The sequence below is a fragment of the Comamonas sp. AG1104 genome, assembly GCF_003350425.1.
GTDB lineage: Bacteria > Pseudomonadota > Gammaproteobacteria > Burkholderiales > Burkholderiaceae_C > Comamonas > Comamonas testosteroni.
Genome location: NZ_QQAS01000010.1, coordinates 75,313 through 87,787, shown reverse-complemented (window position 1 = coordinate 87,787; position 12,475 = coordinate 75,313). Strand labels below are relative to the sequence as shown.

The 12,475-nt window shown below is 63.3% G+C and carries 9 protein-coding genes and 1 riboswitch; of the genes, 4 read left to right on the top strand and 5 right to left on the bottom strand.

The window, feature by feature from the left end; all coding sequences use genetic code 11:
* Window positions 1-252 precede the first annotated feature (252 nt).
* Window positions 253-370: riboswitch (TPP riboswitch) on the bottom strand.
* An 81-nt stretch (window positions 371-451) separates the two neighbouring features.
* Window positions 452-1,111, bottom strand: coding sequence for a nitroreductase (locus DFO48_RS22215; protein ID WP_114864785.1), 660 nt, complete (start codon window positions 1,109-1,111; stop codon window positions 452-454).
* 184 nt (window positions 1,112-1,295) lie between these two features.
* On the opposite strand from DFO48_RS22215, the gene DFO48_RS22210 reads away from it, so the two are divergent.
* Entirely contained in the window at window positions 1,296-2,516 is a 1,221-nt protein-coding gene (locus DFO48_RS22210) for an ABC transporter substrate-binding protein (RefSeq protein ID WP_034349605.1), read from the top strand.
* 134 nt (window positions 2,517-2,650) lie between these two features.
* On the opposite strand, the gene DFO48_RS22205 is transcribed toward DFO48_RS22210, so the two are convergent.
* From DFO48_RS22205 to DFO48_RS22195, 3 genes are all read right to left on the bottom strand, one after another.
* Window positions 2,651-3,310 (bottom strand): nitroreductase, encoded by a 660-nt coding sequence (locus DFO48_RS22205; protein WP_114864818.1) that lies wholly within the window; start codon window positions 3,308-3,310, stop codon window positions 2,651-2,653.
* Between the two features lie 165 nt (window positions 3,311-3,475).
* Window positions 3,476-4,312, bottom strand: coding sequence for a serine O-acetyltransferase (gene cysE / locus DFO48_RS22200; protein ID WP_003078936.1), 837 nt, complete (start codon window positions 4,310-4,312; stop codon window positions 3,476-3,478).
* A gap of 36 nt (window positions 4,313-4,348) precedes the next feature.
* Window positions 4,349-5,149 carry an RNA methyltransferase gene (locus tag DFO48_RS22195; protein WP_114864784.1) on the bottom strand — a complete coding sequence of 267 codons (801 nt, stop codon included), beginning with the start codon at window positions 5,147-5,149 and terminating at the stop codon, window positions 4,349-4,351.
* A gap of 257 nt (window positions 5,150-5,406) precedes the next feature.
* Between DFO48_RS22195 and DFO48_RS22190 the strand changes: the two genes are divergently transcribed.
* From DFO48_RS22190 to mutS, 3 genes are all read left to right on the top strand, one after another.
* On the top strand, window positions 5,407-6,327 hold the full coding sequence (locus DFO48_RS22190) for an inositol monophosphatase family protein (protein ID WP_114864783.1): 921 nt from the start codon (window positions 5,407-5,409) through the stop codon (window positions 6,325-6,327).
* Between the two features lie 206 nt (window positions 6,328-6,533).
* The gene (locus tag DFO48_RS22185; RefSeq protein WP_114864782.1) at window positions 6,534-7,607 is read left to right on the top strand and encodes a sterol desaturase family protein; all 1,074 of its coding nucleotides are present in this window, start codon (window positions 6,534-6,536) and stop codon (window positions 7,605-7,607) included.
* Between the two features lie 182 nt (window positions 7,608-7,789).
* Complete coding sequence (gene mutS / locus DFO48_RS22180; RefSeq protein ID WP_199407039.1) at window positions 7,790-10,381, top strand: DNA mismatch repair protein MutS; 2,592 nt, start codon at window positions 7,790-7,792, stop codon at window positions 10,379-10,381.
* Between the two features lie 62 nt (window positions 10,382-10,443).
* Here mutS and DFO48_RS22175 read toward each other — a convergent pair whose 3' ends face one another.
* Entirely contained in the window at window positions 10,444-12,369 is a 1,926-nt protein-coding gene (locus DFO48_RS22175; RefSeq protein WP_114864780.1) for a methyl-accepting chemotaxis protein, read from the bottom strand.
* Window positions 12,370-12,475 lie beyond the last annotated feature (106 nt).

Genomic DNA, 12,475 nt, shown 5'->3' with positions numbered 1-12,475 from the left:
TCCTCAAAGCGGTTGAAATGCATCAAACGCTCCGTGGAGTGCGGCCCTGCTCTGATCTTGCCCTGCACTGGCCCGGCCCACTATGGGGTATCCGGTCTGTGCCGCCGAAATTCTGCAATTTCGGCCTGGCTCTTCACGCACCGGCTGTCCAGAAAAGACAAAACCCCAGTGCGCGAGGCGCCTGGGGTTTGCTGTGCCTATGGCTTTCAGGCTTGGCACTCGTGCCAGTTGTCCTGTCAATCCACCGGCCCTGCGTCAGGGTCCCGCTCTTCTTCCGCCGGTATGAACCGGATCAAGTTCGTCGGGTTCGCCTGCACTGTTTTCACAGTGTCTGGCATCTCAGCGCTTTCGCACACCCCGGAGCTGCACGCAGTATAGGCTGGTTTTGCCACAATTTGCGCACCATTGAAGCTGTTTAACTATCCTGACCCTCAGGCGTCTAATCCGCCGTTCAATCCAGCCCCTGCAGCACCAGCCATTCGTTGCTGGCAGCACGGCTTGCGCGCCACTGGTTGATGGGCGCGCTGACATCTTCGTAGCCCAGGGCAATGCCAAAGGCAATCTGGTAGCCATCCGGCAATGCCAGCTGTTCGATCAGCATGTCGTTGTACATGCGCCAGAAGCCCTGGGCGCAGGTGGCCAGACCTTTTTCCACGGCCAGCAGCATGAAGGACTGCAGATAGATGCCCAGATCCACCCATTGCGCATAGCCCATGCGCTCCTCCACGGCCACGAAAATGCCCACGGGCGCACCGAACATCTGGCCGTTCTTGGCCAGTTGGGCCAGACGTGCGGCCTTGTCCTCGCGGCCGATATTGATTGCGCGGTACAGATCTTCGCCGTTTTCAAAGCGGCGACTGCGGTAGGGCTCCCACAAACCAGGTGGATAGGACAGGCCGGGGCGCTGCACGGCCTCGGTCTGTCTGGCCTTGGCGCACAAATCCTTGAGCGCCTGTCCGCCCACGGCGGTCACACGCCAGGGCTGCATATTGCCGCCGGACGGCGCCTGAGCTGCTGTCTCCAGCAAGTCCCGCACCGTGGCTGCAGCCACGGCCTGCGGCAGAAAGGCGCGCACCGAACGACGCTGCTGCAATGCTTGACGAATATCCATCTCTTGTTCTTTCCAAAATTGCTGCACTGCAGTGTAGAAGCTTGCGGCATTTTCCCGAGTCGCGCCGGATACCTTGTCACAGCCGCCCCGGTGCTTGCCCTGATGGCGCGCCCTGCTCCAGCTGCGACCATGCTGGCTGCCCGTCGCAGTGACCGGGCACTCACCACCTCAGGAGATGACTCTGATGAAGCCTCGCTCTGTTTGCTCCGCTACCGTTTTTTCCCCAAGAACATTGACGCTGGCACTGGGATGCCTGCTGACCGCTGCAGGCGCTCAGGCGCAGGACAAGATTCGCATCGGCTTCATCACCGACATGTCGGGCCTCTATGCCGATGTGGACGGCAAGGGCGGAGCCCTGGCCGTGCAGATGGCCGTGGACGACTTTGGCGGCAAGCTGCTGGGCAAGCCCGTCGAGGTACTGACGGCCGACCACCAGAACAAGGCCGATATCGCAGCGAGCAAGGCGCGCGAGTGGTTCGACACCCAGGGCATGAACATGCTGATCGGCGGCACCACCTCCAGTGCCGGTCTGGCCATGGGCAAGGTGGCCGATGAGAAGAAAAAGGTCTACATCATCAACGGCGCGGGCACTTCGGCCCTGACCAACGATCAGTGCAGCCCCTATTTTGTGCACTATGCCTATGACACCGTGGCGCTGGCCAAGGGCACGGGCAAGGCAGTGGTGGAGCTGGGTGGCAAGAGCTGGTTCTTTCTGACGGCCGACTACGCCTTTGGCCAGGCGCTGGAGGCCGACACCACCCGCGTGGTCAATGCCTCTGGCGGCAAGGTGCTGGGCAACGTCAGACACCCGCTGAACACAGCCGACTTCTCTTCCTTCCTGCTTCAGGCCCAGAACTCCAAGGCCCAGATTCTGGGCCTGGCCAATGCAGGCGGCGACACCATCAATGCCATCAAGTCGGCACGCGAGTTCGGCCTGACCAAGACCATGAAGCTGGCCGGCCTGCTGCTGTTCAGCTCCGACATCCACAGCCTGGGCCTCAAAGCCACGGAAGGCCTGATGTTCACCGACAGCTGGCATTGGGATCTGAACCCCGAGAGCCGCAAGTTCTCGGATCGTTTCTTTGCCAAGTTCAAGAAGATGCCCACCTCGCTGCAGGCAGCCAACTACTCGGCCGCCATGCAGTATCTGAAGCTGGCCGAGAAGCTGGGCACGACGGATGCCGACAAGATCATGGCCGGCTTCAAGGCCACGCCGCTATCGGACTTCTATGCCAAGGGCATGATCCGCCCCGACGGCCGCTACGCTCACGATATGTATCTGCTGCAGGTCAAGACGCCGGCCGAATCAAAGAAGGCATGGGATTACTTCAAGGTGCTCAAGACCCTGCCCGGCGACCAGGTCTTCACTACCAAGGAGGAGAGCAAGTGCGCTCTGTGGAAGTAGGCGGCCGGCATTGAGAAAAAGGAAGCCGGGCTGCCGCATTGGAGCCCGGCTTCGCCCCTGCGCTCCGGCATCTTTCCCGCTACTGCATGAAGAGAAGCATCCAGCACTAACTCATCCTGGATTGAAGTCAGTTTTCATTCAAAACCCCGCATCTCGCACCAGTCCCCAAGCTCGGCTCGGGTGGAGCGCCACTGGTTGATGGGTGCCCCGCTGTCCTCATAGCCCAGTGCCATGCCAAAAGCGATCCGGTAGCCCTGCGGCAGCGCCAGATGCTGGCTCACAAAATCGCTGTAATTGCGCCAGAAACCCTGGGCGCAGGTGGCCAGCCCCTTTCCGGTCGCCAGCAGCATCAGCGATTGCAGATAGATTCCCAGATCCACCCACTGCGCATGCAGCATGCGGCTCTCGACCGCGACGAACACACCCACAGGCGCGCCAAACATATGAGTGTTCCGGGCTAGCTGCAGCATCCGCCCATTCCTGTCCTCACGCCCTATGCCCAAGGAGCGATAGAGATCCTCGCCATTGTCAAAGCGGCGGCTGCGATAGGGCTCCCACAGCTGGGGTGGATAGACCAGGGGCGGGTCGGAGTTGGGGGTCGCCGCAGGCATGGCCTGGCGCAAGCCTTGAAGACTGTCCCCCGTCAGCGCTATCACACGCCAGGGCTGGAGGTTGCCGCCGGAAGCCGCCTGCCCGGCCTGCGCCAGCAAATCTCTGACCAGCGCCGCATCCAACATCCTTGGCAAAAAAGCACGCACCGAATGGCGCTGCTGCATGGCCTGTTCCACATTCATCATTGCTTGCCTCGGGTTTGAGTTGACAAGCAGTCTCGGCCGGATGGGCAAGGCTTTCGCCCCTCAAATCGACTACGGGCAAGCACCATGAAAAAAGCCAACGACAGGCGCTGGCTTTCACTGGCAGGGCACAAGCATCAGCGATTCATGGACAAGCACTTGTGTTTACTTACCCAGGATCTGATCGATCTTGTCCTTCTGGAAGGCCTCGGGGCGCTCGGACTCGCAAGGCACACAGTCCTTGACATGGCCTTGAATCGAAAGCTTCTCGATAGCGGCCCACAGCAGTGCAATCTGCTTTTCATGGCCGGCAGCGCCTTCGGACAGAGAGCGCATGGCCTGGGCCACGGGGTCGACTTCGGCCGTCACGCCATAGGCGGTGAAGCCGCTCTTGCCGCAATCCTCGTCAATCACGGCGGCCGTTTGCGCCTTGGCATCGACCTTGGGAGCCAGCTCATGCTCGGTCACATCGGCACTGTGCCCGGTCTTGCTGGGAATGATGCGCGCCGGAATGCCCACGGCCGTGGCACCTGCAGGCACTGGCTTGATGACAACGGCATTGCTGCCTATCTTGGCACCATCGCCTACCTCAAAGCCGCCCAGCACCTTGGCGCCGGCACTGACCACCACGTTCTTGCCCAGCGTAGGGTGGCGCTTGGCGCCCTTGTACAGCGAGGTACCGCCCAGGGTGACGCCGTGATAGATGGTGCAGCCATCGCCCACAACGGCGGTTTCACCGATCACGACACCCATGCCGTGATCGATGAAGACCTCGCGACCAATGACGGCACCGGGATGGATTTCAATGCCGGTGAACCAGCGCCCCATATGCGAGATGAAGCGGCCCAGCCATTTGAAGCCATGCGTCCAGCACCAGTGCGCAGGGCGCTGCAGCCAGATGGCGTGCAGCCCCGGATAACAGGTGATGACCTCCCAGGTGCTGCGGGCCGCAGGGTCGCGGTCAAGAATGCACTGGATGTCGGAGCGCAGGCGATCAAGCATCAAATAACAACGTGAGGAATGTTTAGCTTGTGAAGTCTAGCGGGTTGGTGGCTGGCTCTGCAGCATGGCTTTGGCAACACCGCGAAGAATATGGATTTCTTCCTGGGTCAGCTGCGCGCGGTTGAAAAGCTGGTTAAGCCGGGGCATGAGCTTCTTGGGCGCAGCCGGGTCCAGAAAGCCGATATGGGCCAGGGCCTGCTCCCAGTGGCCCAGCATGCCCTGCACCTGGGCCATGTCGGCGCGATGCGCCTCGGGCGTGTGCTCCACCACGGGAAAGCCACCCAGTGCCACCCGCCAGTCATAGGCAACGACCTGAATGGCCGAGCCCAGATTGAGCGAGCCGAACTGTGGATTGGACGGAATCGACAGCGCCACATCGCAGCGGTAGACATCGTCGTTGCTCATGCCAAAGCGCTCGCAGCCGAACAAAAAGGCCACGCCCTTCTGGTTGCAGACTGCGCCCGGCGTGGCGGCGCTATCCGTCAAATCGCCATCCACTGCAGGCACAGAGCGGACATCCAGCTCACCTTTGAGGAGCAAATCGAAATGCTCGCGCGGAGTGCGTGTGGGCGGGCCGAAGTCGCGTGGCGTCATCGCCGTCGCGCACATATGGCTGATGCCGTCCAGGGCTTCCTCCAGGGTGTCGACCACGCGAGCCTTGTCCAGCACATCCAGTGCGCCACTGGCACGCTGAATGGTTTCTTCCTTGCGCAGCACGTTCTTGTAGCGCGGGCGCACCAGCACCAGGTCGTCGAAGCCCATGGTCTTGAGCGCTCGGGCAGCTGCGCCCACATTGCCGGCATGGCTGGTTTCAATCAGTACGAATCGGGTTTTCATCAACGCAGAACAATGCAAAAGGCCCCACTTGTGGCCTTGATAAGACAGCAGACTACGCCACCTGTTCTCTCTCGCATCCGCAAGCGCCGCAGAGAAGACCCTCGGGTCGCCGGGACGAACAAGCAAAAAAAGCGCAGGCTGGGTAGAATTGCGCCCATTGTCGCCGCCCCGCATCGCCGGTCGCGGCTTTTACGTTCTTACCCGCGTAGTTCAGCCCAGTTTTGCTCCGGGCTGCATCGCCAACGCACTCACAATTTATGTCGAACTCCCTGCACCCCATGCTCAACGTGGCCATCAAGGCTGCTCGCGCCGCTGGCGCCCTCATCAACCGTGCCGCACTGGATGTGGAATCGGTGCGCGTTGCGCAAAAGCAGGTGAACGACTTTGTGACCGAGGTAGACCAGGCGGCCGAGCGCATCATCATCGAGACGCTGCTCAACGCCTACCCCCAGCATTCCATCCTGGCCGAAGAATCGGGCAGCGAGCACGGTGCCAAGAACTCCGACCATGTCTGGATCATCGATCCCCTGGACGGCACCACCAACTTCATCCACGGCTTCCCCGTGTACTGCGTGAGCATTGCCCTGGCCTACAAGGGCAAGATCGAGCACGCCGTGATCTATGACCCCAGCCGCAACGACCTGTTCACGGCCACCAAGGGCCGTGGTGCCTATCTGAACGAGCGCCGCATCCGCGTCTCCAAGCGCACCCAGCTGCGTGATTGCCTGATCTCCACAGGCTTCCCCTTCCGCCGTGGCGACAACTTCAAGCAATACATGCTGATGCTGGGCGAAGTCATGCAGCGCACGGCCGGCGTTCGTCGCCCCGGCTCCGCCGCCCTGGACCTGGCCTATGTGGCTGCCGGCTTTGCCGACGGCTTCTTTGAATCCGGCCTGTCCATCTGGGACGTGGCTGCCGGCTCTCTGCTGGTCAGCGAAGCCGGTGGTCTGGTGGGCAATTTCACAGGCGAAGCTGACTTCCTGGAACAACGCGAAATCCTGGCGGCCAACCCACGTATCTATGGCTCGCTGATTCCCGTGCTGGGCAAGTTCAGCAAGTTCGCCACCGCTGGCGAAAAAGCGGCTGTGCGTCAGGCTGTCAAGACTGGCGAATTCGAAGCCCCCGCCGAAGAAGACACCGAAGCGGCGGCCGAAGAAGGCCAGAAGAGCGCAGAATAAAAAAGGCGGTCGCCCCACGACTGCGGAAAGGGCCTGGTCCGGTGGACCGGGCCCTTTTTTTATGCCGCCAGGCCGCCCCCAGGCAATAAACACTGCTTGGGGGCCGAGTCCACAAGCAGTGGACAAGCGCTGGAGGTGTACGTCTCTCCACAGAATCCACAAACTCCCGGTCCAGAATCTGCCCGACGATAAACGGGCACAACAATATGATGGACTTCTTCAGCCAGCACTGGGCGCTGGCCATTGACTGGGTATCCGTGCATGCGGTGACTCCCGTGGTCAACGCACTCCATATTGCCGAGGCAGCGGGCGATCCGCGCGAGATAGCCGCCGGCATCCTGATCGCGCTGCTGCAGCTGTTTCTGATCGGCTGTGTGATGCGGCCGCTGGAGAGCCTGATTCCCGCCGAACGCTGGGCCGACCGCCGCCACACCACGGTGGATCGCAACTACACCCTGCTCATGCTGCTGGGCCTGTTTCCGCTGTTCAGCTTTTTGATCCTCATGCCGGTCGCCCATATGCTGGGCGGGGGCCCGTCCACCTCGGAAGCCAGCGGCCTCAAGGCCTGGCTGCCCTGGTTTGAAGACCACCCCTATGTCTTGTTTGCCGTGTACTACGTGGTCTACGACCTCACGTATTACTGGATGCACCGCGCACAGCACGTCATTCCCTGGTGGTGGGCCATGCACAGCATGCACCACAGTCAGCGCCAGATGAGCTGCTGGAGCAACGACCGCAGCAACTATCTGGACGGCATGCTGCAAAGCTTTGTGCTGGCCAGCGTAGGTCTGGCCATGGGTGTGGAGCCATCCGAGTTCGCCATGCTGGGTCTGCTCAGCGAGCTGGTGCAGAACTTCTCCCATGCCAATGTAGCGCTGCGTCTGGGCTGGTTGGGCAAAATGGGCGAGCGCCTGCTGGTCGGCCCACGCTTTCACCGCAACCACCATATGCTGCGCGATGCAGAGCGGCCCGAGCGCCACAATTGCAACTTCGGCCAGGTTCTTCCCTGGTGGGATCAGTTGTTCGGCACCGCCCTCTATCACGACGAGGAACTACGCCCCACGGGCGTGAGTGACCCGGAAGTGGATGCCGACAACGAGCGCGGCCTGATCGCCATGCAGTGGTACACCCTGAAGCGCTTCTGGGGCGCGGTGAGCTGCCGCGCAGGCTGGCGGCTGGGCGATGTGTCCTTCGGCCCGGGCTACCGCCCCATTCATGACGACGATCAAGGCTCCGGCTCTCAATCCGAGCAAGGCGTGCAGACCGCCTCTGCCAAATAGCCCAAAAAACAGCCATGCCCCCTGCTATTGGGCATCACGGATAATGCAGCATTCGGCGCCCGCCCAGCACCGGCGCGGCGCCCCCTGTATTGCATACCGCTGAAGCGATGACCCAGAAAAGCACAGAATCCCCGTCGCTGCCCTACTCCCCAGACATGACTGACCTCTCGGCGCATACGCCGATGATGCAGCAGTACTTCAAGCTCAAAGCCGATCACCCAGACACGCTGGTTTTCTACCGCATGGGTGACTTCTACGAGCTGTTCTTTGGCGATGCCGAAAAAGTCACGCGCCTGCTGGACATCACGCTGACCACGCGCGGCCAGACCGCAGGCCAGCCCATTCCCATGGCCGGCGTGCCTTTCCACGCCCTGGAAAACTATCTGGGCCGCCTGATCAAGATGGGCGAGTCGGTGGCGATCTGCGAGCAGGTCGGCGAGATCGGCGTGGGCAAGGGTCCGGTGGAGCGCAAGGTGGTGCGCGTGGTCACGCCCGGCACGCTGACGGACAGCGAACTACTTTCCGACAAGAGCGAAGCCATTCTGGTGGCCCTGCACACCGCCGGTCGCCAGCGCGTGGGACTGGCCTGGATGGCCGTGACCCAGGGCCGCATCCATATGGCCGAATGCGCGGCCGATGATCTCGGCGCCTGGCTGTCGCGCATTGCGCCCAGCGAGGTGATCTACAGCGCAGGCGTGACCGAGCGCTTTGAGCAGGCATTGTTTGCCGTCAAGCACAGCGGCTCCATCAGCTGCCCTCTGTCGCCCCGCCCTGACTGGCAGTTTGACTCGGGCCTGGGCGAGCGCAAGCTGCTGGAGCTGCTGGGCGCGGCCAGCCTCAAGGCCTGGGAGGCCGAAGGTCTGCCGCTGGCCCATGGAGCCAGCGCCGCCCTGCTTTCCTATGCCGAACACACCCAGGGCCGCAACCTGACCCACATCCACGCCATCCAGGTGCAGCGCGACGACGAGCTGATTGCCCTGCCGCTGGCCACGCGCCGCAATCTGGAGCTGGTCAAGACGCTGCGCGGCGAAGATTCGCCCACGCTGTTTTCGCTGCTGGACAGCTGCATGACCGGCATGGGCAGCCGCCTGCTCAAGACCTGGCTGCTGGAGCCCGAGCGCAATCGCAAGGCAGCCATGCAGCGTCTGGAAGCGATTGGCGTGCTGCGCGGCACAGGGGCTGGCATGCCCCCCTGGCAAGCCCTGCGTGCCGAACTCAAGGGCGTGAGCGATGTGGAGCGCATCACGGCCCGCATCGCCCTGCGCCAGGTGCGCCCGCGCGAGCTGGTGGGCCTGTCCAAAACGCTGGAAAAAGCAAAGCTGCTGGCGCAGTCCGGACAGGCTCCGTCGGCCTATCTGACGCAGATATTCAGCGACCTGATGCCACCCGAAGGCTGCGCCGAGCTGCTGGCGCGCGCTATTCATGAGGAGCCCGCAGCCCTGGTGCGCGACGGCGGCGTGATTGCCACGGGCTTTGATGCCGAACTCGACGAGCTGCGCGCCATTCAGAACAACTGTGACGAGTTTCTGCTGGAGCTGGAAGCCAAGGAAAAGCTGCTCACCGGCATTCCCAACCTGCGCGTGCAGTTCAACAAGGTGCATGGCTTCTATATCGAGGTCACCAACAGCTACAAGGATGCGGTACCCGAGCGCTTTCGCCGCCGCCAGACGCTCAAGAACGCCGAGCGCTACATCACGCCCGAGCTCAAGGCCTTTGAGGACAAGGCCTTGTCGGCCCAGGAGCGAGCGCTGCAGCGCGAGAAGTTCCTGTTCGAGCAGCTGCTCGACCAGCTTCAGCCCCATGTCCCCCAGCTCACGCGCGTGGCCCAGGCGATTGCCGCACTGGACGTTCTGTGCACACTGGCCGAGCGCTCTCTGACACTGAACTGGGCCGAGCCGCAGTTCGTCAGCCAGCCCTGCATCGAGATCGAGGGCGGCCGCCACCCCGTGGTGGAAGCACGCATGGCCGAGACCTCCAGCGGCAGCTTCATCGCCAACCACACGCGCATGAACCTCAACACGCGCATGCAGATCATTACCGGCCCGAACATGGGCGGTAAATCGACCTATATGCGCCAGGTGGCCTTGATCGTGCTGCTGGCCAGCATGGGCAGCTATGTGCCCGCCAGCGCTTGCCGCCTGGGGCCCATCGATGCCATTCACACGCGCATCGGCGCCGCCGACGACCTGGCCAATGCCCAGTCCACCTTCATGATGGAGATGACCGAGGCCGCGCAGATTCTGCATTCGGCCACGCCCCACTCCCTGGTGCTGATGGACGAGATCGGTCGCGGCACCAGCACCTTCGACGGACTGGCCCTGGCCAGCGGCATTGCCAGCCAGCTGCATGACAAGACCAAGGCGTTCACGCTGTTTGCCACGCACTATTTCGAGCTGACCGAGCTGCCCGCCAAGGCCAAGGCCGCCGTCAACGTGCATGTCAGCGCCGCAGAGTCGGGCAGCGACATCGTGTTTCTGCACGAGATCCAGGCCGGCCCCGCCAGCCGCAGCTACGGTATTCAGGTGGCCAAGCTGGCTGGCATGCCCGCAGGCGTTCTCAACCATGCGCGCCACGCGCTGGAAGCACTCGAATCCCAGGCCGGCGAGAACGAGCTGCAGGTCAATCTGTTCGATGCACCGGAGCTGGTGGACGCAAGCGCCGCCCTCAGCCCGCTGGATCAGGCCATGGCCGACGTCAACCCCGATGCGCTGAGCCCGCGCGAAGCGCTGGAGGTGCTCTACCAGCTCAAGAAACTGAGCACCAGCGCCGCCTAAGAACACGTTCCAGGCGTTACGCACTCAAGCCCGGGCCTGATCTCTTCAGGCCCGGCTTGCGTTCAGGCCTCCAGCAGTTGCGGCTGCCGCTCCTGCACGGACGGGCGACTCTGGGGCCTGTCACCCAGCTTGAAGGCAGACACCTCGCCCATCAAGCGTGCAGCCTGCTCGCGCAGGCTGACTGCAGCAGCAGCCGACTGCTCGACCAGGGCAGAGTTCTGCTGCGTGGCATCGTCCAGCCCGGCCACGGACTGGTTGATTTCGGCGATGCCGCGCCCCTGGGTCTGCGAAGCATCGCTGATCTCCTCGATGATCCGCGTCACCCTGGCCACGGCCTCCAGCAACTCCCGCATGGTGCCCCCCGCATGCGCTACCTGCTGCGATCCACTGCCCACCTGGGTCACCGAGTCAGTGATGAGCTGACGCACTTCCTTTGCAGCCTCAGCCGAGCGCTGAGCCAGGCTGCGCACCTCGGCCGCCACCACGGAAAAGCCCCGGCCCTGCTCGCCGGCACGCGCGGCCTCGACGGCTGCGTTCAGCGCCAGGATGTTGGTCTGGAAGGCGATGGAGTCGATCACGCCGATGATGTCGGCAATCTTGCGCGACGAGTGATTGATGCCCTCCATGGTCATCACCACCTGCTCGAAGGCCGCACCGCCACGCTCGGCCACGCCGCGCGCCGACTGTGCCAGATCGCCCGCGCTGCGCGTGGCCTCGGTATTGGCCTGCACGCTGTCCGTCAGCACCGACAGCGATGCCGCCGTCTGCTGCAGGGCGCTGGCCGCTTGTTCGGTGCGCTGGCTCAGGTCCTGGTTGCCCTGGGCCACCTCTGAGCTGGCCACTGAAATCGAATCGGCGGCCTGGCGTACGGCCCCCACCATGCGCTCCAGTGACGAGACAAAGCGGTTGAAGGCCGAGGCCAGCGCCCCCACCTCGTCATTGCTCTCCACCGGCATGCGGCGGCTCAGGTCGCCATGGCCGTCGGCAATCTCCTCCAGCATGCGCGCCGCGCGCCCCACGGGTGCCGCAATCGCCCGGCTCACCAGCCAGATCACCAGCAGGCCGATGCCGCCGCCCACCAGGCCGGCCACGGCCGAGGTCAGCGCAATGGTTCGCCGCACGCCGCCCAGCACCTGGGCCTCGGGCAGCTCGGCAACCACGTACAGGTCCAGCTCGGGCACATAGGAGGAAGCAATCAGTTGGCGGCCCGACGGCGCCTCGTACATGGAATGGGCAAAGCGCTCGCGGTTCAGCAGCGCAGCGCTGAGCTCGGTGCTGAAACCGGGCCGGTCCTTGAGCCAGTGCTTGCCATCCACCAGGGCCGGGTCGCGGTGCACGAGAATGCTGCCGTTGCCACGCACCAGGGAGACCGAGCCGGACTCACCGACCTTGTAGGCACGCACGGCCTGGGCCAGCCCGTCCACCGACAGGCCCAGGCCCGCAATGCCCTGCCTGCCCTGGCCCGCATCGAAGCGGACATTGATGAACAGCATATAGGCGCTGGAGCTGACGTCCTTGTCGATCTCCAGCACCTGCGACTTGTCGCCGGCCAGCAGGTCGTAGAACCATTGGTCACCCTGGCCCTTGGGCGCCAGCTTGCGCACCGGCCCCTGCTCGCCGAAATACTGGCCCGTGGTGCCCGACACCCAGAACACCGATGAGGCCCCGGCCTGCTGCTTGACGGCCTGAGCGTATCTGGCCCATGCGGCATTGCCCTCCTCGGGCTCGCCCGCGGCCTCCCAGTCCAGCACAAAGCTGTTGCCAGCCACCGACCTGGCCATGGCCAGCGGCGTGCCGATCTGGCGCAGGATGTCGTTGCGAATCTCCCCCACCACGGCCGGAAGCTCCTGCCCCACCACACGTTCGCGCAGGCTGGTGCCCGTCAGCACAAAGCCCAGCGCCGTGGAAATCGCCACGAACAGCAACAGGCAGGCCAGCATGCTGGACATGAGCTTGGTCCGTATCGACAGGTTGCGGAATGCGTGCATGGGAGTCCCTCTTCTAGCCAGCTGTAAGCAAGTGTTCTATCAAGGGGCGGCATCTTCTCACGCATCCCGGGCGTGCATCTCAGGGACTTCCTCAGCCGGGCCCCGC

Coding starts and splice junctions, on each gene's coding strand:
- mutS (WP_199407039.1), top strand. CDS start 7,790: ATGATGCAGCAGTACTTCAAGCTCAAAGCCGATCACCCAGACACGCTG.
- DFO48_RS22175 (WP_114864780.1), bottom strand. CDS start 12,369: ATGCACGCATTCCGCAACCTGTCGATACGGACCAAGCTCATGTCCAGC.
- DFO48_RS22205 (WP_114864818.1), bottom strand. CDS start 3,310: ATGAATGTGGAACAGGCCATGCAGCAGCGCCATTCGGTGCGTGCTTTT.
- cysE (WP_003078936.1), bottom strand. CDS start 4,312: ATGCTTGATCGCCTGCGCTCCGACATCCAGTGCATTCTTGACCGCGAC.
- DFO48_RS22215 (WP_114864785.1), bottom strand. CDS start 1,111: ATGGATATTCGTCAAGCATTGCAGCAGCGTCGTTCGGTGCGCGCCTTT.
- DFO48_RS22190 (WP_114864783.1), top strand. CDS start 5,407: ATGTCGAACTCCCTGCACCCCATGCTCAACGTGGCCATCAAGGCTGCT.
- DFO48_RS22195 (WP_114864784.1), bottom strand. CDS start 5,149: ATGAAAACCCGATTCGTACTGATTGAAACCAGCCATGCCGGCAATGTG.
- DFO48_RS22185 (WP_114864782.1), top strand. CDS start 6,534: ATGATGGACTTCTTCAGCCAGCACTGGGCGCTGGCCATTGACTGGGTA.
- DFO48_RS22210 (WP_034349605.1), top strand. CDS start 1,296: ATGAAGCCTCGCTCTGTTTGCTCCGCTACCGTTTTTTCCCCAAGAACA.